This window comes from Sphingobacterium sp. JB170 (assembly GCF_900163865.1).
In the GTDB taxonomy this organism is placed as follows: domain Bacteria; phylum Bacteroidota; class Bacteroidia; order Sphingobacteriales; family Sphingobacteriaceae; genus Sphingobacterium.
Window position 1 is genome coordinate 113,351 of sequence record NZ_FUKU01000014.1, and the last position, 24,740, is coordinate 138,090.

At 41.9% G+C, this 24,740-nt stretch carries 21 protein-coding genes; 10 read left to right on the top strand and 11 right to left on the bottom strand.

Annotated features, from left to right (window positions below; translation table 11 throughout):
• Positions 1-50: 50 nt before the first annotated feature.
• From pth to FM107_RS04380, 3 genes are all read right to left on the bottom strand, one after another.
• On the bottom strand, positions 51-614 hold the full coding sequence (gene pth / locus FM107_RS04370; RefSeq protein WP_086947306.1) for an aminoacyl-tRNA hydrolase: 564 nt from the start codon (positions 612-614) through the stop codon (positions 51-53).
• 81 nt (positions 615-695) lie between these two features.
• Positions 696-1,295, bottom strand: coding sequence for a 50S ribosomal protein L25/general stress protein Ctc (locus FM107_RS04375; RefSeq protein ID WP_086947307.1), 600 nt, complete (start codon positions 1,293-1,295; stop codon positions 696-698).
• A gap of 130 nt (positions 1,296-1,425) precedes the next feature.
• Positions 1,426-2,382, bottom strand: a complete 957-nt coding sequence (locus FM107_RS04380) for a ribose-phosphate pyrophosphokinase (protein WP_086947308.1) — start codon at positions 2,380-2,382, stop codon at positions 1,426-1,428.
• 625 nt (positions 2,383-3,007) lie between these two features.
• Between FM107_RS04380 and FM107_RS04395 the strand changes: the two genes are divergently transcribed.
• The 10 genes from FM107_RS04395 to FM107_RS04440 all read left to right on the top strand — a co-directional run bounded on the left by FM107_RS04395 (position 3,008) and on the right by FM107_RS04440 (position 17,178).
• Entirely contained in the window at positions 3,008-6,037 is a 3,030-nt protein-coding gene (locus FM107_RS04395) for a DUF2723 domain-containing protein (RefSeq protein ID WP_086947309.1), read from the top strand.
• A gap of 108 nt (positions 6,038-6,145) precedes the next feature.
• Positions 6,146-6,691: a bifunctional pyr operon transcriptional regulator/uracil phosphoribosyltransferase PyrR gene (gene pyrR / locus FM107_RS04400; protein ID WP_086947310.1), complete on the top strand. Its 546-nt coding sequence runs from the start codon at positions 6,146-6,148 to the stop codon at positions 6,689-6,691.
• A gap of 24 nt (positions 6,692-6,715) precedes the next feature.
• Positions 6,716-7,654 carry an aspartate carbamoyltransferase catalytic subunit gene (locus FM107_RS04405; protein ID WP_086947311.1) on the top strand — a complete coding sequence of 313 codons (939 nt, stop codon included), beginning with the start codon at positions 6,716-6,718 and terminating at the stop codon, positions 7,652-7,654.
• 222 nt (positions 7,655-7,876) lie between these two features.
• Positions 7,877-10,906: a tetratricopeptide repeat protein gene (locus FM107_RS04410; protein WP_086947312.1), complete on the top strand. Its 3,030-nt coding sequence runs from the start codon at positions 7,877-7,879 to the stop codon at positions 10,904-10,906.
• A gap of 16 nt (positions 10,907-10,922) precedes the next feature.
• Complete coding sequence (locus FM107_RS04415) at positions 10,923-12,656, top strand: TonB-dependent receptor (protein ID WP_086947313.1); 1,734 nt, start codon at positions 10,923-10,925, stop codon at positions 12,654-12,656.
• A gap of 41 nt (positions 12,657-12,697) precedes the next feature.
• The gene (locus FM107_RS04420) at positions 12,698-13,738 is read left to right on the top strand and encodes a hypothetical protein (protein ID WP_086947314.1); all 1,041 of its coding nucleotides are present in this window, start codon (positions 12,698-12,700) and stop codon (positions 13,736-13,738) included.
• Positions 13,739-13,767: 29 nt separating this feature from the next.
• Positions 13,768-14,472, top strand: a complete 705-nt coding sequence (locus FM107_RS04425; protein WP_086947315.1) for a MotA/TolQ/ExbB proton channel family protein — start codon at positions 13,768-13,770, stop codon at positions 14,470-14,472.
• A gap of 23 nt (positions 14,473-14,495) precedes the next feature.
• Positions 14,496-14,903, top strand: a complete 408-nt coding sequence (locus tag FM107_RS04430) for a biopolymer transporter ExbD (protein ID WP_086947316.1) — start codon at positions 14,496-14,498, stop codon at positions 14,901-14,903.
• A gap of 62 nt (positions 14,904-14,965) precedes the next feature.
• Positions 14,966-15,793 carry an energy transducer TonB gene (locus FM107_RS04435; RefSeq protein WP_306298628.1) on the top strand — a complete coding sequence of 276 codons (828 nt, stop codon included), beginning with the start codon at positions 14,966-14,968 and terminating at the stop codon, positions 15,791-15,793.
• Between the two features lie 95 nt (positions 15,794-15,888).
• Positions 15,889-17,178 carry a folylpolyglutamate synthase/dihydrofolate synthase family protein gene (locus FM107_RS04440; protein ID WP_086947318.1) on the top strand — a complete coding sequence of 430 codons (1,290 nt, stop codon included), beginning with the start codon at positions 15,889-15,891 and terminating at the stop codon, positions 17,176-17,178.
• A gap of 84 nt (positions 17,179-17,262) precedes the next feature.
• On the opposite strand, the gene FM107_RS04445 is transcribed toward FM107_RS04440, so the two are convergent.
• The 8 genes from FM107_RS04445 to tsf all read right to left on the bottom strand — a co-directional run bounded on the left by FM107_RS04445 (position 17,263) and on the right by tsf (position 24,639).
• On the bottom strand, positions 17,263-18,006 hold the full coding sequence (locus tag FM107_RS04445) for an SDR family NAD(P)-dependent oxidoreductase (protein WP_086947365.1): 744 nt from the start codon (positions 18,004-18,006) through the stop codon (positions 17,263-17,265).
• 119 nt (positions 18,007-18,125) lie between these two features.
• On the bottom strand, positions 18,126-18,737 hold the full coding sequence (locus FM107_RS04450; RefSeq protein ID WP_086947319.1) for an alpha-ketoglutarate-dependent dioxygenase AlkB: 612 nt from the start codon (positions 18,735-18,737) through the stop codon (positions 18,126-18,128).
• Positions 18,724-19,587 (bottom strand): methylated-DNA--[protein]-cysteine S-methyltransferase, encoded by an 864-nt coding sequence (locus FM107_RS04455; protein WP_086947320.1) that lies wholly within the window; start codon positions 19,585-19,587, stop codon positions 18,724-18,726. The genes FM107_RS04450 and FM107_RS04455 overlap by 14 nt, the downstream gene beginning before the upstream one ends.
• Positions 19,588-19,647: 60 nt before the next feature.
• Positions 19,648-20,736 (bottom strand): AI-2E family transporter, encoded by a 1,089-nt coding sequence (locus tag FM107_RS04460; RefSeq protein WP_086947321.1) that lies wholly within the window; start codon positions 20,734-20,736, stop codon positions 19,648-19,650.
• Between the two features lie 66 nt (positions 20,737-20,802).
• Positions 20,803-21,966, bottom strand: coding sequence for an energy transducer TonB (locus FM107_RS04465; protein WP_086947322.1), 1,164 nt, complete (start codon positions 21,964-21,966; stop codon positions 20,803-20,805).
• Entirely contained in the window at positions 21,947-22,525 is a 579-nt protein-coding gene (locus tag FM107_RS04470) for an RNA polymerase sigma factor (protein WP_086947323.1), read from the bottom strand. Before FM107_RS04470 ends, FM107_RS04465 begins: the two co-directional genes overlap by 20 nt.
• Before the next feature lie 41 nt (positions 22,526-22,566).
• Positions 22,567-23,646, bottom strand: a complete 1,080-nt coding sequence (locus tag FM107_RS04475; protein WP_086947324.1) for an SGNH/GDSL hydrolase family protein — start codon at positions 23,644-23,646, stop codon at positions 22,567-22,569.
• Between the two features lie 156 nt (positions 23,647-23,802).
• Positions 23,803-24,639 (bottom strand): translation elongation factor Ts, encoded by an 837-nt coding sequence (tsf, locus tag FM107_RS04480; RefSeq protein WP_086947325.1) that lies wholly within the window; start codon positions 24,637-24,639, stop codon positions 23,803-23,805.
• Positions 24,640-24,740: the final 101 nt, after the last annotated feature.

A 24,740-nucleotide genomic window follows, 5' to 3' on the forward strand; every position in this document is an offset into this window, starting at 1 on the left:
AATTTTTCTAAAAATTAGTTACCGGTAGAGGGGACGTTTTGCGGTCCCCTTTATTTTGTGTTTAGGTTGGTCATTGTCAGTTCAATACCGATATTGACGAAACTTTGAATCATTTTTTCGGCATGTGCTATCAGCTGCGGAAGATCCTTTTCCTCATCGGGATCAAAAGGACCTAATACGTAATCGACCTGTCTTCCTTTAGGGTAATTATCGCCGATACCGAAACGTAAACGCGGGTATGCCTGTCCGCCGCAGCACTGCTCTATGGAGCGTAGGCCGTTATGGCCCGCCGCAGACCCCTTTGGCTTAATTCTTAATGAACCAAAAGGTATCGCCAAATCGTCGACCACCACAAGCACATTCTCAATAGGTACCTTTAATTGTTGCATCCAATAATTGACCGCTTTACCGCTAAGGTTCATAAAGGTTGTAGGCTTAATCATAAAAACCTTCCGCCCGCGTTGTTTAAATTCGGTGTAATAAGCTAGTTTAAGAAGTGACCATGTTGCATCCGCATTCTTGGCAACTTCGTCGACCACCATAAACCCAATATTATGGCGTGTGTCCGCATATTCCTTGCCGATATTACCTAGCCCAACAATTAAAAAGTTCATGCCGCAAAAGTAAATAAATTGCTCGGAATTAAAAAAGGCATCGATTGCTCGATGCCTTTGCTAAACCCGGTAGGTTTAATGTTATTTTTTACCTTTTACAACAGCTGCTTTCGCTGCTTCTTGCTCAGCTTGACGTAAAGCACGTGACATGACTACAGACACAATCGTGTCATCACCGTTGTTTAGAATTTTAGCATTTTCTATTTGCGTTTGTTCAACACGGACAGATTTGCCAACTTCTAAAGATTCTAAAGAAACTTGGATTTCTTGAGGTAAGTTGTTCGGTAATGCTTTAACACGTAAGCTACGTAGTTTTTGAACTAATTTACCACCCATTTTAACACCAGGAGAAGTTCCTGTTAATGTGATTGGGATATTCATAGAGACTTCTTTGTCTTCAAATAATTCCAAAAAATCAACGTGTGTTACTACGTCGGTAAGTGGATGGAATTGTGCTTCTTGAACAATAGCCTTTTTTGTTGCGCCTTCGACGTTCAATTCTACAAATACTGTTTCTGCAGTATAAAGAATTGACTTCAAATCAGCTGCGGATACAGAAAAGTGAGTTTGTTCTTTCCCACCGTAAAGAACTGCTGGTACTTGACCTTGGTAACGCAATTCTTTTGCATCTCGTTTCCCTACGTTCTGTCTAGCAGAACCGCTAATAGCAATTGATTTCATTATTTTATATATTAATTTTGAGGTGCAAAAATAAGTTATTTTTTTTACTTCTGAAAGGATGTTGCAAAATATAAAGGGTGAGTACGTAAAATACTCACCCTCATTGTTCTAAAAAGTTCGTTAACGAACCTTATTTAATTTCGAATAAATCGGATATCGATCCGTGCTCATTTATGTTTTTAATGGCACCAGCGAACAAATCTCCTGTTGAAAGTAGTTTGATTTTTGAGCAAGAGCTTACTTTTTCTGGATCCAGGCGAATTGTATCGGTAACAATCATTTCTGTTAATACAGAATTTTCGATCGTTTCATAGGCGTTACCCGAAAGTACCGCATGGGTACAGACCGCTCTTACTGAATTTGCTCCATTTTCCATGATCAACGCAGCTGCTTTTGATAGTGTGCCCGCTGTGTCACAAATGTCATCAATTAAAACAACGTCTTGACCAGTTACATCACCAATTATTGACATGGATTCAATTTCGTTCGCACGTTTCCGACGTTTATCACAAATGATAACCTCGGCATTGAAAAACTTTGCAAACGTACGAGCGCGGTATGATCCGCCCATATCTGGCGATGCGATCGTAAGATTAGGAAGTTTCAGTGACTTAATGTAGGGAACGAAGATAATTGATCCGTCAAGATGATCCACAGGGATATCGAAAAATCCTTGGATTTGTGCAGCGTGAAGGTCCATTGTCATGATACGATGGGCGCCGGCAGCCATGATCAGGTTTGCAATTAATTTAGCACCAATCGCTACACGAGGCTTATCTTTTCTATCTTGGCGAGCGTAACCAAAATAAGGAACAACTACCGTAATGTAGTGTGCCGAGGCTCTTTTTGCCGCGTCAATCATTAATAGAAGTTCAAGAAGATTGTCTGCAGGTTGGTTGGTTGATTGAATTAAGAATATGTCACTTCCGCGGACAGATTCGTTGTAAAAAGGCTGGATCTCTCCGTCGCTGAATTTTGACAAGGTCATGTCGCCAAGAGGCTTGCCATACGATTTGGAGATTTTTTCAGCTAACTCCACTGTTCCTGAACCAGCGAACAGTTTCACTGTGTTAAATTGCAAAGGCATTATGCGTGATTTTATGTTGGATTAACTCAATTTTTCCAGTGTTATACATAAGACTAATTAAAGAATGTTGTCCGACTAGGATTCGAACCTAGACTGAATGAACCAAAATCACTTGTACTACCCTTATACTATCGGACAAAACATTTTTAATTACGCTTCTTCGTATTGGGGGCAAAGTTAGCTAAATGTTTCATAAAACAAAATACTTTTTACAGGGTAAAACGATACCAGAGAGGCGGTTATTTGAAACGAAAAAAGAGAGCCGATCTGCTCTCTTTTTTGTTGTCCGACTAGGATTCGAACCTAGACTGAATGAACCAAAATCACTTGTACTACCCTTATACTATCGGACAATCATCTGTCATTACGTAACAGTTGTTTTGTTTTGACGATGCAAATATACGGCTGATTTTATTTTTTCCAAAACTTTTTTCATGATTGACTGTATCGTAGCTGATTTTCAGGGCTATATTTTTTTGTTATGAAATTACCTCTCTCTGGGTTAGATGCCGTTAAAGCGGGGAATTTTGTGTAAACTTTGGTTAAAAGTTGTAAATATTATTTAATAGTCGATTTGTATTCCTTATTTTCGAGCCGTAATATCGGAATACCTTATCAAAATACAATGAGATACAATAAGATTAACAACCTTTTGGGATGGATCTGTGCGGCAATTGCTACGATAGTTTATGTGGCGACGATCGAACGTACGGTCAGTTGGTGGGATTGTGGGGAGTTTATAGCCTCCGCATTTAAAATGCAAATTGTTCATCAACCTGGTGCGCCGCTATTTTTAATGATGGAAAATGTTTTCTCAAATTTAGCAATGGGCGATGGTAGTCGCGTTGCTTTTTGGATGAATATGGGTTCAGCCATTTGTAGTGGACTAACCATTCTTTTCCTATTTTGGACTATTACTGCCCTAGCTCGAAAAATCTTTTCGGGCGTATCTCCTAAAGCAGAGCTCCCCGCTAATCAGGTATTCATTATTATGGCATCTGGAGTAGTGGGCGCCTTAGCTTATGCTTTTACCGATACATTTTGGTTTTCCGCTGTGGAGGCTGAAGTCTACGGGATGTCGTCTTTGTGTACGGCGGTAGTATTCTGGGCGATTCTTAAATGGGAAGCATCCGCGGATGAACCTCGCGCGGACAAATGGCTCATTTTGATTGCATATATTATGGGGCTATCTATCGGGGTTCACCTTTTGAACTTACTCGTAATCCCAGCTATCGCGCTGGTTATATATTTCCGGAAAACGAAACATGCTACTAACGCCGGTATTTTCCGTTCGCTTGGTATAGGCGTGGTGGTACTCGGTTTTATTCTTTGGGGGATCATCCAGTTTTCGGTGAAATTTGCTGCGTATTTTGATTTGTTTTTCGTCAATACATTAGGAATGGGGTTCGGTTACGGAGTTGCATTCTTTGTGATTTTAGTCGTTGGCGGCTTAATTTACGGGATAAATTATTCGATTAAGAAATCTAAGCGTCTTTTAAATATAGCTTTAATATCAACATGCTTTATTATATTAGGGTATAGTTCTTTTGCAATGATTATGATTCGTGCAAAAGCCGACCCGACACTAAATAACAGTGATCCCGACAATGCGTTTACCTTTTTAAGTTACCTGAACAGAGAGCAATATGGCGATGAGCCTTTGTTTAAAGGTCGTTTTTTCGATTCGAAAGTTACGGGCGTAGAAGATGGTAAAAATGTATACCGCAAGGATGGTGACAAATATGTTGTTGCTAAACGTAACCCTACTTATACTTATGATAAGGAAACCTTATTTCCCCGGGTATATAGTGAAAAGAACGGCCATCCGGAATTTTACCGCGAGTTTCTAGGCTTAGGCCCAAATGATGCACCTACTTTTGCCGATAATATCAAATTCTTTTTCGGCTATCAAATCGGACATATGTATGGACGTTATTTCTTGTGGAATTTCGCCGGCCGGCAAAATGACCAGCAAGGGCACGGCTCCTACACGGAAGGGAATTGGATTTCGGGTATCAAGCCCATTGATAATATGTTAGTCGGGGGGCAAAACGTGCTACCCACTTCGGCCAAAGATGATCCTTCTCGCAATACCTACTTTTTCTTGCCGTTGATGATAGGCTTGATTGGTGCATTTTGGCATTTCGGTAAACGGCAGCGTGATGCAGGAGTTGTCGGTTTATTGTTTTTCTTTACCGGGATTGCGATCGTACTATATTTAAATCAAACACCGCTGCAGCCCAGGGAACGTGATTATGCTTATGCCGGATCGTTCTATGCTTTCAGTATATGGATAGGTCTTGGCGTATTAGCAATCGCGGATTTCTTGAAGAAGAAAACAAATGTGAAAGTGGCCGGTTATGTGGCAACTGCTGTAGGCCTGCTTGCAGGACCGGTTATCTTGATTGCCCAGAACTACAATGATCATAACCGATCGGAGAAATCTTTAGCACGAGATATGGCCAGAAATTATTTGGAGTCCTGTGCGCCTAATGCTATTTTATTCAGTTATGGTGATAACGACACCTATCCTTTATGGTACGTGCAAGAGGTAGAAGGGTTTCGTACAGATGTTCGTGTGGTAAATTTGAGTTTATTAAGTGCAGATTGGTATATGAAACAAATGATGAGTAAAGCCAACGACGCGGACGCCCTACCAATTAATATCGACCCTGAGCTCATAAAAGATGGTGTTCGTGATGTTATTTACTATCAGGATTATAATATTCCGGGATACGTGCCCGTACAAGATTTATTGAAAGTGATGCTGTCGGATAATCCGCAGAATAAAGCACAATTACAGAGCGGTGAATTTGTGAACCTACTTCCGACCAAAAAGATGGAGTTAGCTATAGATAAACAGGCGGTGTTGGCTAATAATGTTGTTCCTAAGGAATGGGAGTCGGCAGTAACTGATACGATGCGCTGGACCTATAGCCAAAATTATGTGAGCCGTGCGGAACTATCGATGTTAGCCATTCTAGCGAACAACAACTGGAAGCGTCCGATTTATTTTACGATAACAACGCCGGAAACTAATTATATGGGTTTAGATCGTTTCTTGGTGAGTGAAGGTTTTGCTTTCCGACTGATGCCGATTGATATGGGACTGAACGAGGGAGATCCGAGCTCTATTATTAACGTTGATCAAACATATGAGAATGTTGTAAACAAATTCACTTGGGGAAATATAGGGAATGCCGCGTACATTGATCCGGATTCCTATCGATATATCAGCATGTATGTTGGTTCCATATACGGACAGACCGGGCAGGAGCTGTTAGCTGCAGGGGAGACCGAAAAGGCGAAGAAGCTCGTGCTTGACGCTTACCAAGATATGCCAAAGAAAGCCTTCCTGATGTCCGATGTGATGAGCTACGTTCCGCTGCTTGAAGTAATGTACAAAGTGGGTGTGTCCGATAAAGCCAGCGAACTTGTCCGGCGTAATTTACAGTTTGTAAAAGAGAACATGGCGTATTATGAGGCTGTCGCAGATACAAAGACAAACCTTGAATTTAGGAATATGCGTTATGGTTTAGCATCCATACAGCGTTACAAGCAACTCTTGGATCAGGTCGGATCACCGGAAGATAAAAAACTCTCTGACGAGCTGTATCAGAAGTACATTGAATACTTCCAAGAATCAGGCGAATAAAACAAACAAAATGGCTGTCGAAAGATAGCCATTTTGTTTTCCTAATAATCGCTGGGTGATGCTGATATTTTCGAAAAAATACCGTAAGTTTGCCCAAACAACCCCATAATGAAACAATCGATTTTATTAGAAGGAGCCAAATTTCAGATTACAATCAAACGACTTTGTCAACAATTGATTGAAAATCACGGCGATTTTTCCAACGCCGTTTTAATCGGAATTCAACCTCGCGGTACCTATTTAGCAAAACGTATTCAAAAAGAAATTATAGCCATGACCGGCAAGGATGTTGCCTTGGGGGTTTTGGATATCACTTTCTATCGCGACGATTTTCGAATGAAAGGCGCTAATCCACTTGCAGCGAACAGTACGGAAATCGACTTTATCGTCGACGGTAAGGATGTCATTCTAATCGATGATGTTCTTTGGACAGGCCGTACGATACGCTCGGCGATGGATGCTATGCAGTCATTCGGCCGGTGTGAGAAAATGGAATTATTGGTTTTAGTCGATCGCCGATTTTCCAGACAGATACCTATTCAGCCGGACTATATCGGTATGCAGGTTGATTCTATCGATTCGCAGAAAGTTATCGTTAGCTGGAAGGAGATCGACAATAAGGATAGCATCGTGCTAGTAACGGAAAAGAAATAGAAGCGCTAGTAAAACCTACTTAAAATGTCAACAACCACCGAGCAGCTAAGTACACGACACCTATTAGGGATTAAAGATTTGAATGAAAATGATATCCAGCTAATTCTCGATACGGCGGCAAACTTTAAAGAAGTGCTTAATCGTCCAATAAAGAAAGTTCCTTCATTGCGTGATATCACTATTGCAAATGTGTTTTTTGAAAATTCAACCCGTACGCGCTTGTCGTTCGAACTGGCCGAAAAACGTCTTTCGGCAGATATCGTTAATTTTGCCGCATCCTCGTCATCGGTCAGTAAAGGAGAAACGTTAATCGATACAGTCAATAATATCCTAGCGATGAAAGTGGATATGATTGTCATGCGTCATCCATATGCGGGAGCGGGAGTTTTCTTAAGCAAGCATATCGATGCGCAAATTGTCAACGCAGGCGATGGCGCACACGAACACCCTACGCAGGCCCTGTTAGATTCTTTCTCGATACGCGAGCGCTTCGGCGATGTAGCGGGACGAAAAGTAGCCATCATTGGAGATATTTTACATTCTCGAGTTGCACTCTCCAATATCCTATGCCTTCAAAAATTAGGCGCAGAAGTCATGGTATGCGGGCCAACAACCCTTATCCCAAAATTCATTACGTCTTTAGGCGTCCGAGTGGAGCATGACTTACGAAAAGCACTCAATTGGTGTGATGTGGCTAATATGCTACGGATACAATTAGAGCGGCAAGATATTGCTTATTTTCCTTCTCTACGGGAGTATACAATGCTTTACGGGGTCGACAAAAAGATTTTGGACAGCTTGGATAAAGAAATTACAATCATGCACCCGGGGCCGATCAATCGTGGCGTGGAAATTTCAACGGATGTAGCGGATAGTAAACATTCCATCATCCTAGATCAGGTAGAAAATGGTGTTGCAGTTCGCATGGCTGTACTCTATTTGTTAGCCGGGCACCGGGGTTGATTTAGCGTTTCTGGGAATAAAAAACTAATATTGCCTGACTTTTAGAAGTTAGGCACTTTTTTTGGTAAAATGTTCGTTATAATAGTCAGTTACCAACAGGTGTTAACAACTTTTGCGGAAAACTTAAAGCATTAGTTCTAATTTAGTACCCTGAAGCTATGTGCTTTTTTGGAGCAAACTTCATTTTTAACACGATAATTTAGTTGTTGAATAATCATCAGTATGAATAAAAAAATTTATGGTGTAGGTGTGGCGTTGAGTTTGATGGCGTCAACGTCGTTTGCACAGGAAACGGCATGGCAGAAAATAAACAATGCATATAAGTCAGGTATGGAATTGTTTGAAAGAGGGAAATATAGTTCGGCTGCCAAACAATTTGACCGTGTGGAGGAGATACGAACGAAATCGACTCTTCAGCTCGATGAAACAGAAGAGCTTACCTTAGTTAAAGAAAATGTCCGTTTTTATCAAGCAATCTGTGCCCTCGAGCTAGGCGATTCCAATGCCGAGACACGCTTTTTAAAATATATCAAAGATTATCCAGCGAGTGCAAATTCCAAAGCAGCTTATTTTCAAATTGGAAAATCCTATTACGCTAAAGAGGACTATACGAAAGCCATTGAGTGGTTCCAAAAAATCGATAGCAAAAATCTTGCGGGAGCTGAAAACACGGAGTACCGCTTCAAGCTTGGTTATGCACAGTTTATGACTGGGGATTACAAATCTGCAAAACCACTCTTTGAACGTTTAAAAGACGATAGCGGACAGTACCAAGAAGCATCGATATACTATTACGCTTATTTATGTTACCTGGATGCGGAATATAAGACGGCTTTAAATGAATTTGAACGGTTAGATGGATCAAAGGCCTATGAAAATAGTTACCCTTATTACATCACTGCGTTATATTTCTTGGACAAGCGGTACGACGAAGTATTAGCTTACGCCTTGCCGGTTTTAGACCGCACGAAGCAGGAGAATGAAACCGAACTTTTTCGTATCGTAGCGGCAACCTATTTTATAAAAGGGGATTTGCAGAAATCGAAAGACTATTACGATAAATTCCAAGCAAAAGACCAGGGCAAGACACAAAATAATCAAGATAGTTACCAAATCGGGTACATTGCATATACCTTAGAAGATTATCCCAAAGCGATACAGGAACTAGAAAAACTAACCGAACCGGATGCGTATTATCAAAGTGCGATGATCACGCTGGGTGAATCGTTTTTAAAAGAGGGCAACAAGCAAAGTGCGCGTAGCGCTTTCTTTAGAGCCTCAAAATTAGATTTCGATCCAGAACTAAAGGAAGAGGGATTGTTTAATTACGGGAAACTATCATATGAATTAGAATTTCATCAAGTGGCGCTTGAATCGGTCCAAGAATATTTGGAAACCTACCCAAATTCGACGCGACAAGAAGAGGCGAAAACATTATTAGCCGAAGTGTTGTTGAGTACCAAGAATTATCGCGCAGCGGTCGATATTCTCGAGGGCATCAACAAACGCGGTCCCCAAGCGAACGCGGCTTATCAAAAAGTGACCTACTATCGTGGTTTAGAATTTTACAATGAAAGAGCGTTCGAAAATGCGATATCAATGTTTATCCGATCCGAGGCTAATCGCCACGATGAGGAGATTTACGCGCTTTCATTATACTGGAAAGCGGAAGCCATGTATGAAGTTCGTAAATATGGTGAGGCCGTAGCAAATTTTAATAAGTTTATGCAGCTTCCAGCATCAAGAAAAACAGACGTTTATAGTTATGCCAATTACGCTTTGGCCTATGCCGCTTTTCGGAATGACCGTTATACAACGGCAGCTAATTATTTCGAGCGTTTTCTAGCTACAGGCGGTAAAGAAGGTATTGAGATTAATACCCGTAATGACGCTATTGCCAGACTGGCTGATTCGTACTTTGGAATGAAGAACTATGGCCGGGCGTTATCGTATTACAACCGCCTGATAAGTTCCAAGGCGCCGAGCCAAGATTACGCGTTATTTCAACGCGGAATCATTCAAGGATTGCAGGGTGATAATAATGGGAAGATTTCGCTCTTAAATTCCGTGGTGGAGCAGTTTCCTAAATCCAACTACGCCGATGACGTCGCTTTTGAAGTGCCGTACACTTATTTCTTGATGGGCGATTACGACCGTGCAATTTCTGGACTGCAATTGATGATTGAGGCCTACCCGCGTAGTAGTTACGTACCACGTGCATTGGTAACGATTGGATTGGTACAATATAACAAGGACGACAACGATGCCGCTTTGAAAACATTTCAACGTGTTGTAGATCAGTATGCAACTACTGATGAGGCCAAGCAATCGATGCGTTCGATTGAAAATATCTATTTGGACAAAGGAGACGCGACAGGATATATTCGCTATGCCACCAGCACGAATATTGGGGACCTTACCAATGCCGAGCAAGATGGACATACTTTTAGTGTTGCTAGAACATTATTTGATCGTGCAAACTATCAAGGAGCCGTTGAAGCAGTGAACGCTTATTTTGACAAGTTTTCAAAACCCATTCACGAAAAACATGCACGATTCATTCGTGGAGAAAGCTATGCACAACTTGGACAGGACGACGAAGCGTTACATGATTTTAATATTATCATGAACGACTGGACAAGCGCCTATACTGAACAAACCTTAATCAGTGTTGCCCGGTTGCATCTGAAAAAGAAAGCATACAACGAGGCCGTACAGGTGTTACGTAAACTCGAATTAACTTCCGAGTATAAAGCCAATTACGGTTTTGCAATAAATAATTTGCTGGTAAGTTTCTATCATATTGGAGACCATGTAGAAACGCAGAATTACGCGAAATTGGTTAAGGAGTACGAGAAATCTTCCGAAGAGGATATCGCCTTAGCGCATCTTTATTCTGGGAGGGCTTACCAAGCGACTAACAAAGATGCCGAGGCAGCGAAAGAGTTTAATTTAGCCGCATTGAAAAGCAATACGGTAACTGGAGCTGAAGCGCGCTATCGCGTAGGGGAACTCCAATTAAAAGATAAGCAGTACGACAAGGCAATTGAATCGGCTATGGATATCTCGGATACATTTTCCTCTTACGATTATTGGGTTGCCAAAGGTTTTATCATGATGGCCGATGCATACCTAGGTAAGGACGATAAATTCCAAGCGAAATCAACACTTGAGAGTGTGATTGATAATTATGAAAACCAAGAAGATGACGTGCTTGAAGAAGCGAAATCTCGTTTGGAAAAATTGAATTAATAAGAATTAGGATAGAATGATGAAATTGCATAAAACAGTTTTTAAAAGTTACGCAATAGTGGCGTTGTTTATGGGGCTAGGTGTTCAGGTCTACGCGCAGCAAACAGATCCAGAGCCTGATAAGCCTGTTACTATCGATTCTTTTGATGTCGTTCGTGATTATAAACCACTATTGGCCGATGCTGTTAAGATTCGTCGCAGCCCGGACATGACCAATAAGCGTAGCTATATGCCCAAGCTCACGTACGGGAATATAGCTGATAAAAAACTGGATATAAATACCGGATTGAAGGAACTTAACGTCCAAGAGACGCCGTTTACGATAACCTCGGATCCAACGAGTAATTATGTGAAATTCGGATTGGGAAATTTCAATACAATACTTGGTGAGGGCTATTTTGCATACGATGCCTATGAAGATCTTCGTGTAGGTGGTTTTGTAAAACATCTGAGCCAAAAAGGAAGTTTGGAGGCCCAAAAATTTTCTAAGCAAGAAGTTGGTGTTTTCGGACGTCGAATCTTACCACTATTTACTGTGGATGGGGTGATTGGGTATAACCGTTATGCCACCAACTTTTACGGTATACCATATGCCGATGATGGTGTAACGCTACTTAATCCTTCAACAGAGAAACAAGCTTTTAACGATATTTACTTTACAGGAGAGTTGACTAGCAATTATGACCCTGAAAACGAAAATGCCACGAGTTTCTCCGCAAAGATTGACGCGTATTCCTTTGGTGATAAATATGACGGCAAAGAAACGTCTGTTGCACTATCTGGTTATTTAAATAAAAGAGTGCGTGCATTTAATATTGGAGCGAATGTCGCGGTAGATATTAATAACGTCAAAGGAACTAACGCACCGGGCGGGAATACAACAAAAAATTCCTTCGCAAATTTGAACCCTTATATCCGGTTCAAGGGTGATAACTACGCGGTAACATTGGGCGCTAATTTTGTTCCTGAGTTTGGTGATAGCTCAAGTTTTAATATTTTCCCATCCGCGGAAGTTGACTTTGCACTTGCACCGGAGTATTTCCATATTTTCGGGGGAGTGAATGGCGGTGTTCGTAAAGCATCATACCGAGACTTTGCCAGGGAAAATCCATTTTTAGGACCGAATTTAGCGATACAGAATACTGTTGAAAGAATAAATTTTTACGGTGGTATCAAAGGGAATGCCGGGGCAACCTTTGGCTATAAGGTGAAAGCGATTTATCGTCAATTAGAAGGTCTGCCGCTATTTGTGAATAATGCAGATAGACCATTCCAATTTGATTTGGTGTATGATGGCGATGGAGACGAGGCGGTAAAACATTTTGGAATCGAAGGGGAAATTAATGTAAGGTTATCGGAAATTGTGAATTTAGGCGGCCGGTTAAACATTGATGAATACACGATGGCCCAACAAGAAGAGGCTTGGCATATGCCGAAGTTACGTCTAGCGGCAAACGCAAGGTTCAATATTTCTGAAAAACTATATATCGATGCCGAGGCTTTGTTCCACGGGAAAGCGTATGCGAAAGATTGGGATGACCCAATGAGTGATTTGGGAAACCAGCAAACGTATAGCAAAGCCGAAATTCCATCTTTCGTGGATGTGAGTGCTGGTGCAGAATATAAGGCGACCAAGCAGCTCGGTTTGTTTGTAAAGGCAAACAATCTATTCAATAAGGAATACGAAACTTATCTTTATTATCCTAAATTAGGTTTTAATATTATAGGTGGTTTAAATTTTTCATTTTAAACGCAGAAGGTTTTAACTTTGCAGTTAATTAAAGAATTGGGATGAACTTAGGGAAGAGCGTTTATAATTTACTTAAAAGACAGTCTGAAGTCTACGTCAATGGATTAGGGACCTTTAAAAGGAATCATACACCATCGACTTTTGATGAAAAGCGAAACGTTTATCTTCCTCCCATTGATTATATTGACTTCGAAGGTAATAGCGAAACAGGATACGATTTTGTTAGCTATATCCAACAACTCGAAGAAATCGATCGGTCTGATGCCAAAAGGGAAGTTCAGCAAATAGTGGATGAACTATTGGAAAAAGTCAAGGATCAAGGCCAAGTAAAGCTTGATGATTTAGGCTATTTAGTAAGTTACGGTGAAGGTTATGTGTTTAAAGCATTGGATCTCTCCGGGTTTAATTACGAACCTGTAGCGGCGCTTGACGGTCTTGTGGAAGAAATGCCAAAGGTCACCGATCCAGCAATTAATAGTGCGGACGTAACCGTGGAGCCGGCGCAAGAGGAACAAGTAGTCGCTTTCACAGCTGCGGATAATCAAGATTCAATTGATGCGGACGATACGGATACCGAAGCAGAAGAATACGATGAACGATCTTCTAACAATACGATTTGGTATGTTTTGCTCGCGATTGCTGCTGTAGCTATTTTGGTATTTTTATTCGTTAGGAATCAAAATACATCGACGGAGTCTGCACGTACCGATAGTACAGCGAGTCCGTTAGAGCAGTCCACCGATATAGCCGCTCACGATTCGATGGCGGCAGTAGTGCCGGTGGATAGCCTTGCTCAAGTTGATACTTCGACGAGGAGTGCCAAGGACGTTTTGATTCCTGACGGTCATACATGGCAAATTGTGATTGGTTCGCATCGAACATTGGCGCAAGCTTACGAACAGGCGGAATCCTACAACAAAGCAGGGTTTCCCAAAGTGCGCGTGGTGCCAAGTAATCTAGCAAAAAATAGAAAAAAGGTAATTTGGGATTCCTACGAAACCAAGGCGCAACTTGACTCGGCTTTAGTTTATGTGCAAAGACACATCATTAAGGATGCATGGCCTGATAAAATTACGCGATAAATAAAAATTAAAAAACACGAAATAAGACTATGGCATTTATGCAAGAAAATTTAACGGTGGATACATTGAATTCGGTTCCGCAGCAGGTGATTGATTTAGCTCCGGCACAAGACAATTTAAGCTTAATTGAAATGTTGATGCGAGGAGGATGGATTATGATTCCGATCATTTTCCTTTTGTTTTTAGGTCTGGTAATCTTTTTTGAACGTTACCTCACGATTCGTAAAGCGTCGAGAGCCGATACGGGTTTGCTTTCACAAATAAAAAGTAATGTGATGTCGGGCCGCTTGGATGCTGCTATCGCTGTTTGCCGCTCTAGCAACTCCGCTTTATCGCGCATGCTTCAAAAGGGGCTCTTACGTGTAGGGCGTCCTATTAAAGATATTGAAGGTTCAATAGAGAATGCGGGTAAATTAGAGGTTTCTAAATTAGAAAAAAATATAAATATCCTTGGGATTGTAGCGGGTATTGCACCTATGCTAGGTTTCGTGGGAACGATATTTGGTGTAATCCAAATTTTCCGCGAAGTGGAGATTGCTGGGGGAATCGATATCGGTACGGTATCGGGTGGATTATATGTAAAAATGATTTCGTCGGCAAGCGGATTGACCGTTGGTATCTTAGCATATATTGGTTACCATATTCTTAATATGATGGTCGAGCGACTCATCTTACGGATGGAAACCGATGCTGTAGAGTTTATCGACTTGTTAGATGAACCGGGAGTTCAATAGTAAACCTTTAGGATTAAAATTCAATGAATTTAAGAAATAGACGACATAAGCCCAGCGCAGAGGTGCAAACTTCGGCACTAAACGACATTATGTTTTTCCTAATGTTGTTTTTCCTGTTAGCTTCGGCCGTATCCAACCCGCAAGTAGTAAAGCTACTGTTACCGAAATCAAGCGCCGGCGAGCAGTCAGTTGCTAAAAAGACAGTAACCGTTTCGATTACGTCGGATCTAATATATCATTTCGATAAACAGGTCGTTAGTTTGGATCAGATGGAGCCGTTGATACAGTCACAGATAATCAATGGAGAGGAACTTACCATCATGCTTTACGCGGACAGTACAGTTCCTATTCAGAATGTTATTTCCGTTATGGATATTGCTAATAGAAATAAGGTGAAGCTGGTATTGGCCACAGAACCGGTAAAAGAGTAATTCAAATCCTGAGGAAGGAAAAGGGCATGTGTCGTTTCCGGCCTAGGGTAAAAAAATAGATTATGAGCATGTATTATCAATCGCAAGAGGAAAACAATATGCCCAAGGCATTGGGACTGTCAACAGCGGTAATGGCAGTGCTCGCGCTAATAGGATTTTTTGTAGTATTCAGTAGCGATATCCCCCAGTACGGTATGGGAGGAATTATCGTGAATTACGGTACCGCTGAAGAGGGGATGGGGGACGATTATATGAGTGTGGATGAACCTTCAATGGATGAGCAAGCAAATAGCGTTCGACCAGACAAGATCGATCCAGAAACAACACCTACGCCTACTCCGGCGCAACAAGTGGCCGATAAGGTTGTAGCAACACAAGATATGGAAGATGCGCCTGCGGTTCCAAAAAAGGAGAAACCGGTTGAAGCGAACGCGCCCGTGGCGACGGCGGAAAAAAAGGATGCCAAACCAGCCGTCAATCCCAACGCACTTTATAAAGGTAAGAAAAACAACTCCACTGGCACCGGAGACGGCACAGGTTCGACAGCCGGAAACCAAGGAAGTAATTTAGGGGATCCTCTGGCAAGTAATTACGGTGAAGGCGGTTCGGGTGATGGTGATATGATGCTGTCTATTGCGAACAGGCGTTTTGAGGTTCCGCCTAAAATCGAGGATAATGGTCAGCAAGCTGGCCGAGTGGCTGTGGAATTCAAAGTGAATAAGAGCGGTGTCGTTACCTACGCGCGTGCCGGGGTGAAGGGGACGACTATTTCTAGTCGAACGCTGATGGAAAAATGTGAACGTGCTGTTATGGGGGCGCGTCTAAATGAATTGCCAAATGCACCCAATTCGCAAACCGGTGTAATCGTTTTTAATTTTAAATTACGCTAAGTTTACCGCTAATCATTAAAATAATTTCAAAACGGTGTTTCGACGTTCTATTAACGTAGGTACACCGTTTTTGGCGTTAATATCATTATTACAATATGCAAACCTTCGAGGAAATCATCAATTATCTGTACGCTCGCCTTCCGATGTTCACGCGTGACGGTGCCAGTGCGTTTAAAACCGACATAGGCAACATTTCGCGTTTGTGCGCTGCGCTGGGCTTTCCGCATGATCGTTTTAAGTCTATTCATGTTGCCGGTACCAACGGTAAAGGGTCGAGCTCCCATAGCTTGGCATCCATATTGTCGAGCGCAGGGTTTAAAACGGGGTTATACACCTCGCCACATTTAGTGGATTTTAGAGAGCGTGTGCGTATTGATGGGGCCATGATCCCAAAAGATTATGTTGTTGATTTTGTAAATCAGCATTTGTCGCTTATTGAATCGATAAAACCTTCGTTCTTTGAAGTCACCGTAGCGCTTGCTTTCGACTATTTTGCGAGGGAGAACGTCGATTTCGCACTCATTGAAGTTGGACTTGGAGGGCGGCTGGATAGCACAAATATTATAACACCGACGCTTTCACTGATAACCAATATAGGTATGGACCATATGAATATGTTAGGCGATACAGTACAGGAGATTGCCTACGAGAAGGCGGGCATTATTAAGCCAGGCGTACCGGTGGTTGTTTCCGAACGCGATGAACGTGTAGCCTCTGTTTTTCAGCAACGCGCGAAAGATCTTGACGCTCCCCTGCGTTTTGCTTCCGATGAATTACGTGTACATACTTTTCAGCGCACCGAGAAAGGATTAGCCGTCGAGATCGAAGATAATGTTGGTCATCACGCGCAGTGGGTGATGCAACTTGGTGGACTTTATCAACTGAAAAATTTGATCGGTGTGCTTACAGCAGTAGATCAATTACGCAAACAAGGTATCGATATTTCAGACGACCATATACGGGACGGACTAGCGCATGTCGTAGAAAATACGGGTATCCACGGACGCTGGCAAAAAATTGGTCAACACCCTTTGATAATATGTGATACAGGACATAACGAAGATGGAATCCGTGAGGTAGTGAATAATATAAACGCTACGTCGTACGCTACGTTGCATGTTGTCATTGGGGCGATGCGTGATAAGGATTTAAGCCATATGCTTCCCCAGTTACCAAAGGACGCTATTTATTATTTCTGCAGCCCAGAAATATCTCGCGCCCTTCCGGCAAAGGAGTTAATGGAGCACGCTGCCGCGTACGATTTAGTAGGATGTTTTTATGATTCGGTTCATGAAGCGTTTCACACCGCGAAAATCAAAGCGCATAAAAACGATATGATCTTTGTTGGTGGAAGCAATTTTGTTGTTGCGGAGGTATTGACGTAAGGATTTCACGAATATCCCTACGTCGTAAATACATTCTTCCAACGATAGCTGTCCAGTGTTAGCCAGCTATGGGAGCCTCTAAGGTTATTTCGCTAAATACCCGCCATCGATAGGGTAATATCCTCCCGTAGCGAACGACGATTTCTCCGAAGCCAACCATAACGCTAGTTCAGCGACTTCACGTGGGCTACCAAGGCGTTGAAGTGCGTGTTGTGACGCTAAATATTGCTGAGTTTCATCGTTTATTTCGTTGTCGATCATTGGTGTTTTAATGAATCCTGGGCCGATCGCGTTAATACGAACATCACGCGTACCATATTCCCAAGCAGTAGATTTTGTCAGTCCCACAACCCCATGTTTTGCTGCTGCGTAGGCCGAAGAGTTTGCAAACCCTACTTCACCCAGTATTGATGCCATATTGATGATTGATCCGCCGACCTTCTCCATCTCGGGCAATTGAAAATGCATACCGTAGAACACACCATTTAAGTTGATATCAATTACTTTGTTCCATAAATCGAGAGGGTAATTCCCGACGTCCGTGGACGGACCTCCAATCCCTGCATTGTTGACGGCAATGTGTAGCGCCCCAAAATTCTCTACCGCTGCGCTCACTATTTTCTCACTGTCTTCTGTGGAAGCTGAGTCTGCTTTAATGAATACGAGGTTGCCTTCGGAATTTTCCTCTAACATCGCGAGACCTAATTCTTCATTGATGTCTGCAATAACCACTTTTGCACCTTCTTCGAGGAATATTTCTACGATCGCTTTTCCTATTCCCGATGCTCCACCTGTAACGATTGCCACTTTGTTTTCTAAAACGCCCATAATATTCATTTTTAGTAATTTACGAAAAACAATGACGACAATGTCGGATTTTAGCGCAGGGCTTGGGCAATGTGATGCTTACTTTACAAACCCGTTCGTCCGTGACATTTTTTTGATAATCAATGATTTTCGATTGTTCGAAAGGTGAGGTTTATACGGGGCTGGTGAACTTTTGTGGTTGGGGGGAGCCGGTGCATCCAATGGTCCTGGGTTACACCTTTCATTAGCAAGAGACTACCGTGTTCGAGTATCATGTATAACGTCTCTTTACTGCCTTTATGTTTAAAACCGAATTTTCGTTCCGCCCCTAAAGTTACTGAAGCAATTACGCCATGTTTTTTTAGATCTTTTTCGCCATCACTATGCCAAGCCATGCCTTGCGAGCCCTCCTCGTATAAGTTACAGAGACAGGAATTAAACAGTTCGCCCGAGATCCGTTCGATTATCGCTTTTATCTCCAGGAGTGTGGGGTGCCAAGTTAGTGCCTTTTTTTGTATGCCCGAGTAGGTATATTCAAAAGGGAAGTCACCATACCATGCGACCTTTCGTTTGGTTAATATATGTTTGCCGAAGATTACAGCTTCATCGGGTTTCCAATTTAACTGCGTGAGCAACGTGTTATAATACGTATCGGTAGTCTGGGGTGGGAAGATCGGTCCATGATAATTAACTTCACCGTCGTAGGGTAGCAAATTTTTTTTGCCATCCGGGTATGTATCAAACAGATTCATTCGACGTCTTGTTTAGTACCATACTCTCCCATACGATAAGAGCAGTTTTTCGCGTGAGTCCCCAGCGGTATCCACCTAACAGTCCAGAGGATTGGATCACACGGTGGCATGGGATTAGGAAAGCGATGGGATTATTGCCGATCGCTGTGCCGACAGCACGAGCGGCATTTTCATTGTCGAGCTCTCGTGCTATGTATTGATAGGTCGTTAACTTCCCCATAGGAATCTTTAGCAATGCCTCCCATACTTTTAATTGAAATGCTGTCCCTCTGAGGTGTAGCTTTATCGTCTTTAAATTCGTCCAGTCACCGGCGAAAAAATCTAAAACCGGTAGGTGCGCCGGGTCGTTGTATTTTTGTATCACGGCACACGAGAAGTTTTTTCGTAACGTAGCGAGCGAACCGGCAGCATCATCTTCGAAAGCTACCATGCAGATTCCTTTCTGTGTTGACGCAATAAGGGCGGTGCCGAATGGAGTCGGATAATAGCCATAACTTATTTGCAGTCCTTTCCCGGCCAGCTTATATTCTGCTGGGCTCATTCCTTCAATATTTAGAAATAGGTCATGAAGTCTGCTAGTGCTTGACAGACCGGTGTGGTAGGTCGCCTCCGCCAGACTCGTTTGATGTTCTTTTAAGAGCTTCTTTGCATGCTGCAGGCTGATGTACTGCAGGAACTTCTTAGGGCTTGTTCCGGCCCAGTCTTGAAATATGCGTTGGAAATGAGTTGGACTTACGTGTACATGACTTGCAATATCCTCGAGCGTTGGTTGCAGCTGGAAGTTTACCTTCACATACTCGATGGCTGATGCTATACGGTTATAATTTACGATATCTTGTTGCTTATCCATACCCAAAGTTCGGATGTCTCACCGGATATTAAAATCTGTTTCTTGCTATAGAATTAATTATTAACGTGCTCTGTCGTCATCATGACCGTTCGCATGCTGTTCATGGTGATCGATCACATTATGGACGATTCCCTTTCCATACTCGTTACTATAAATTTTTATCAGTAAACCAATTGAGGAGAGTATCAGTGGACCAAAAATAAGTCCCAACATGCCAAACAAGTTAAGTCCTAATAGCACGCCGAATACGGTAATCATAGGCGGAACATTGCCGATTGTTTTGAGAATCGTAAACCGAAGGATATTATCAATCCCCCCAACGAGTAATAAACAATATATAAATAATCCTATTGCATTTCCCGTATCACCCGTGGCGAGCGTGATGACCGATACAGGGATATAAATGGTCATCGTACCTAATATGGGTATTACCGAAGATATTCCGGTCAATAGACCCAAAAGAATGAAATTATCAATACCGAAAATCCAATATCCAATCATAGCAACCACCCCTTGACAAAACCCCAAAATTGGTATGCCAATAGCATTGGAGCGAATCATTAAATTAACTTCGTCCCAAATTTCGCCTTTACTGGTTTTGCTGAATGGTATGGACTTGTATAATGTTGTTTCCATTTTTTTGGAATGGATCTGCATAAAAAATAGCACGAAGAACGCAACGACGATATTAACCATAACCTCCGCCACAGAATTAATGATGTTTGGTAAGTAACGCGTTGAGCGTTGCATAAAGTTTAACAGTGCCGAGTCAGACATATCGATATCCTTTAATAACGGTTTGTCACTCATGAATACTTTTAAGGCATTGAATTTAGCGATTATTTCAGTTTTGTTCGAAAGGAATTCATTGATCTGTGGTACCATGTAATCAATCAGTGCCCATAGCGGTAGGATAATAAATACGATGGAAAGCAAAATGTAGAGTATGCTTGTTAGCACTTTGCTCCACCGACGTGTTTCAGTCAGCTTGAGATACGATCCTCGAAATAAAATATAGAGCGTGATCGCACCGAGAAAACCCGGGAGGTAATATATCAGGTTCTTGAAAACCAAAATACTAATCAGTATAATGATAATGATTAGCATTACCTGATTGATCGAATTGTTATTGATTTGTTTGTATTTCATTTGTCCGCACTAGTCAGTAGCAAAATAAGAAATTTGTATCGGTTTTGAAACTCGTGCGGGTCGATTTTAATTATTAAAGTCGATTTTAAATTTTGCGTCTGTGTACTTACGCCCCTTTACCCACCGCGGCCCCTGTTTAATTATCGAAATAGCAAGGTTAGATAGCGTATCGGAGCTCGATTGGAGCACTTGAATGTGTTCTGGAAGACCATTGTTATTGATCTCGATGGAAACAGTTACACTTCCATTGCTATTGGGGTATTCCGCAGTAGCTTTTTTTAAGTAATCGTGATACGAGTTCCAACCGATAATCGGTTCGGAACGTCGTGGTGGTATCACTGGAGTATGATTGCTTTCATTTATTTGATCGGCCTTCTCTAGGCTTTCCTCCGCTAGCTGGCCATCAACCTGTTGTCGTGTACGTGCGATCTCGGTTTGTGATGATACTTGGGAGATCGAATAAGGCGCTGAGATAGAGGACGGGGGCGTTGTAAATCCATAGATGTTTTCTTCGAGTGTATCGGCTATATGGGATTTTCTTGCGTTTACACGTGCATTTGTTGCCAGCGCACTCTCTCGATTGGTGTGAATCTCGATGATTGGCGAGTGATTGACTGGCTCCTCACGCATTGCCAGTCGTTGTGAGTCTTTTTTCGCTGCGATACCGTGAAGGTTATCGTCCCCGATACCAGGTACAGTCTCGTTGATGGTGATTCGCGGAAGGTCTTTAACTTCTTTTTTTTCGGCAACTTGAGTTTTTTTCTTTTTTCTGTTCGTAGATCTTTGCTGCACGGCAATTGTTTGCTCATCGGGCATGATGGAAACTTCTTCTTTTATTTCCGCTGTACCTGTGCTGTCGGCAGCATCTCTTGGCAGAGGCGCAGCCGGTTCCACGTGGCTGAGCTTGTGCTCAACTAAAATTTGCTGCCGGTCGGCCATAAAATAATACCCCACTCCAATAACGAGCGCAATAGTTGCGGCGATAGATAGCGGTCTTAGAAATCTGATTTTTCTAGGGGTACTGGCCGCTGCGCGATCATCAATTCGTTGAAGAATGCCTTGGCGATCGAACGAAGGTTTGTTGGCGTGTTCAGCTTGAATCCCGAGAATTAAGTCCATAAGCATTTCGTCATCATGCGACGCACGCTCTAATGCATACATCTCCCCTGCGGAAAGTTCTCCATTTACGTATTTGCGAATATGGGCTATATCAAAGCGTTGATTTTCCATTTCTATCGATACATATTTTTAAGTTCCTTTTTCCATTTTGGATGAAGCTTTTTACTTCTTTGAGGTTATATCCCGTTATTTCGGTGACTTCTTTGTAACACTTCTGTTTAAGGAAAAATAAATTGATGCTCACCTTTTGCTTCTCCGGGAGCTTGCTTATACAATCTTCAAGCAACGTGAGTACTTCTTCTCGTTCTTCGTTTGTATCTTCTGGATGCGTTAAAGCAGAAAATTCCACAAAATCAGAAGTCAACATTTCCATTTTATTTTTCGTTGCGCGTAATGCCATTAAACAATGGTTCTTACTCACGACGTACAACCATTTTGGAAAATCGCGAATGTCCTGTTTGTTTATTTTGGTGATCAGTAGTTCAAAAATCTGCATCGTTGCATCTTTGCTACGCTCTACCTCATTAAAATAGCGTAAACAAACATAATAAACCATCTCGCTATGTTTAGCAAAAAGTTCACCAAGTACGTTAAGATCACCTTCTTTTTGAAATTTTTTTAAAAGCTGATTGTCATCTTTCAGTTTACCGGAACGATCTGATATCCTCATTTATGATCGAAAATTAGCGGGTTTAATTTTTTAAATACCAGTTATATATTTTCTAGGATTTCTTTTATTTTCGGCGCTATAATATCAATCATCCGAGAAAATCCTACATCGGTAGGATGTGTGCCATCTACGGTTCCTTCGGAATCGTGACCGATTAAATCGTCGGCCGGGATGTAATAAAGGTTCTTTTCACCACTCGCTAGAAGCCGGGTGTATTCTTTTTTGAAATTACCGTTTTGCTCTAGCAACCGTTTCTGCCACTTTAAATTGTAGTTACTGATTTCTCGGTTGATACTCTCGATCATCAAGATTGGGGTATTGGGATGCTTCTTACGAAGTTCTTTTACAAAGGCGAATGTACGTTCAGTGACCTGCTCAGGCGAACTATTTGGGACACAGTCCATAATAATCAGGTCTACACTTGTTATCTCGTTGATCATCTGCGCCAACGAAAGTTCCATTTTTGCATTACCGCTAACGCCAAGATTGATTACCTCCGCATTTAGTTTACGTGCTAATTGCGCCGGATAGGCAAGTCCCGGACGGCTAGCAGACGCTCCGTGTACAATGCTCGAACCGTAGATTACTATTTTCGTATTAAATTGTTGTGTGGTGGGGCTAAAGGAAGCTTCTTGGTCAATTTCAAGTTCGAAGGTTATTAATTCTTTATAGAGGGGGAAATAAAGTAAAAATTCTTTTTCCCGATCGTCCATTTCCTCGATGATGGGAAACTTGCTTGATGGGCTTGTCAGACTCGGGCGTGCCGCGCCAGCGAATTGCCAGCCTTGGGGTTCTTTGACATACACATCGAATCCTCGGGACATAATTGCCGTCGAGTTATTTCCGAGCTTTGCATCTTTGGTAGTCCAATTTATGGCGAGCTTCTTCGTATTGCTACGAAAGCTGGTATACATGCCCGGTGCGTTGGTTAGTAATGTTTTCACTCGACTGGGTAAGGTATTGTATTTTGCCGTGTCTACGCGGTGAAAATGTGGGCTGTCCTGAAACACTCTCCCTTGTATTGTCAATTCTTGTGCGGGAATAATTTGTTGAGCGGCGAGATTAGAAATGGAGGAGCACAGTAGGCAGATCAGTATGTTATAAATTGTTAGTTGTTTCATTTTGAGAATTTCGGTATTCAAATTTAACAAAACTATTGTAAATGCGACGAGTACGAATATCGAATCGGGCTGATGGCCACTAAAAAAAGCCTCGTCCACAAAGGACGAGGCTTTTACGGGGAAGTTAGTTTCCCGAATATTTACGATCAGACGAGATTAAGCGCCTAATTGAACACGTTTGAAAACAGTAACGGTCAAACCTTTAGATACAGAGTCTAAGAATTGAGCGATGTTTTTCGAGGAATCTTTAACAAACTCTTGGTTTAACAAAGTTGTGTCTTTGTAGAATTTGTTTAATTTTCCTTGTGCAATTTTTTCTGCCATTTCAGCTGGTTTACCTTCTGCAATGATTTGCTCTTTAGCAATCGCGATTTCGCGATCGATGGTGCTCTGATCAATACCATCTTTATCGATAGCAATTGGGTTCATAGCAGCAATCTGCATAGCAACATCTTTTCCCGCTTCGTTCGCTCCTTCAGCATCGGCTGAAAGCCCTACTAATACACCTAAACGGTAGTTTCCGTGGATGTAAGCAATTACCTTATCTGCAGTTGCAACTTCGTACTTGGAGACGTCAATTTTTTCTCCGATAATCCCTGTTTGTTCGATTAACGCGTCAGCGATTACTTTACCATCAAGCGTTAATGCTTTAAGAGCTTCTAAAGATGCTGGTTTTTCTGTTAAAGCGACATCCGCAATTTTTTGAGCGAAAGCGACGAAATCCGCATTGATCGCAACGAAATCAGTTTCACAGTTGACTTCAACAACAATACCAGATTTACCATCGGCTGCTGACTTCGCAATGATTACACCTTCGTTAGAATCGCGGTCTTGACGGCTAGCAGCTACTTTAGCTCCTTTTTTACGTAAGTAGTCGACTGCGGCTTCAAAGTCTCCATTAGCCTCTACTAACGCTTTTTTACAATCCATCATACCAGCGCCAGTTTGTTGACGCAATTTATTTACATCTGATGCAGAAATTTGTACTGACATGTTTATTTTCTTTTTTTTATATACAATCTTAAAAACTCATTCAACACCATTATTGTTTGATGTGGAATATTAAGCTTTTGTTAAATAGCAAAAAACCGGAT

Coding starts and splice junctions, on each gene's coding strand:
- FM107_RS04465 (WP_086947322.1), bottom strand. CDS start 21,966: ATGGAAAATCAACGCTTTGATATAGCCCATATTCGCAAATACGTAAAT.
- FM107_RS04415 (WP_086947313.1), top strand. CDS start 10,923: ATGATGAAATTGCATAAAACAGTTTTTAAAAGTTACGCAATAGTGGCG.
- FM107_RS04375 (WP_086947307.1), bottom strand. CDS start 1,295: ATGAAATCAATTGCTATTAGCGGTTCTGCTAGACAGAACGTAGGGAAA.
- FM107_RS04425 (WP_086947315.1), top strand. CDS start 13,768: ATGGCATTTATGCAAGAAAATTTAACGGTGGATACATTGAATTCGGTT.
- FM107_RS04455 (WP_086947320.1), bottom strand. CDS start 19,587: ATGGATAAGCAACAAGATATCGTAAATTATAACCGTATAGCATCAGCC.
- FM107_RS04405 (WP_086947311.1), top strand. CDS start 6,716: ATGTCAACAACCACCGAGCAGCTAAGTACACGACACCTATTAGGGATT.
- FM107_RS04380 (WP_086947308.1), bottom strand. CDS start 2,382: ATGCCTTTGCAATTTAACACAGTGAAACTGTTCGCTGGTTCAGGAACA.
- FM107_RS04395 (WP_086947309.1), top strand. CDS start 3,008: ATGAGATACAATAAGATTAACAACCTTTTGGGATGGATCTGTGCGGCA.
- FM107_RS04470 (WP_086947323.1), bottom strand. CDS start 22,525: ATGAGGATATCAGATCGTTCCGGTAAACTGAAAGATGACAATCAGCTT.
- FM107_RS04460 (WP_086947321.1), bottom strand. CDS start 20,736: ATGAAATACAAACAAATCAATAACAATTCGATCAATCAGGTAATGCTA.
- tsf (WP_086947325.1), bottom strand. CDS start 24,639: ATGTCAGTACAAATTTCTGCATCAGATGTAAATAAATTGCGTCAACAA.
- pth (WP_086947306.1), bottom strand. CDS start 614: ATGAACTTTTTAATTGTTGGGCTAGGTAATATCGGCAAGGAATATGCG.
- FM107_RS04435 (WP_306298628.1), top strand. CDS start 14,966: ATGAGCATGTATTATCAATCGCAAGAGGAAAACAATATGCCCAAGGCA.
- FM107_RS04430 (WP_086947316.1), top strand. CDS start 14,496: ATGAATTTAAGAAATAGACGACATAAGCCCAGCGCAGAGGTGCAAACT.
- FM107_RS04440 (WP_086947318.1), top strand. CDS start 15,889: ATGCAAACCTTCGAGGAAATCATCAATTATCTGTACGCTCGCCTTCCG.
- FM107_RS04445 (WP_086947365.1), bottom strand. CDS start 18,006: ATGGGCGTTTTAGAAAACAAAGTGGCAATCGTTACAGGTGGAGCATCG.
- FM107_RS04420 (WP_086947314.1), top strand. CDS start 12,698: ATGAACTTAGGGAAGAGCGTTTATAATTTACTTAAAAGACAGTCTGAA.
- FM107_RS04410 (WP_086947312.1), top strand. CDS start 7,877: ATGAATAAAAAAATTTATGGTGTAGGTGTGGCGTTGAGTTTGATGGCG.
- pyrR (WP_086947310.1), top strand. CDS start 6,146: ATGAAACAATCGATTTTATTAGAAGGAGCCAAATTTCAGATTACAATC.
- FM107_RS04475 (WP_086947324.1), bottom strand. CDS start 23,646: ATGAAACAACTAACAATTTATAACATACTGATCTGCCTACTGTGCTCC.
- FM107_RS04450 (WP_086947319.1), bottom strand. CDS start 18,737: ATGAATCTGTTTGATACATACCCGGATGGCAAAAAAAATTTGCTACCC.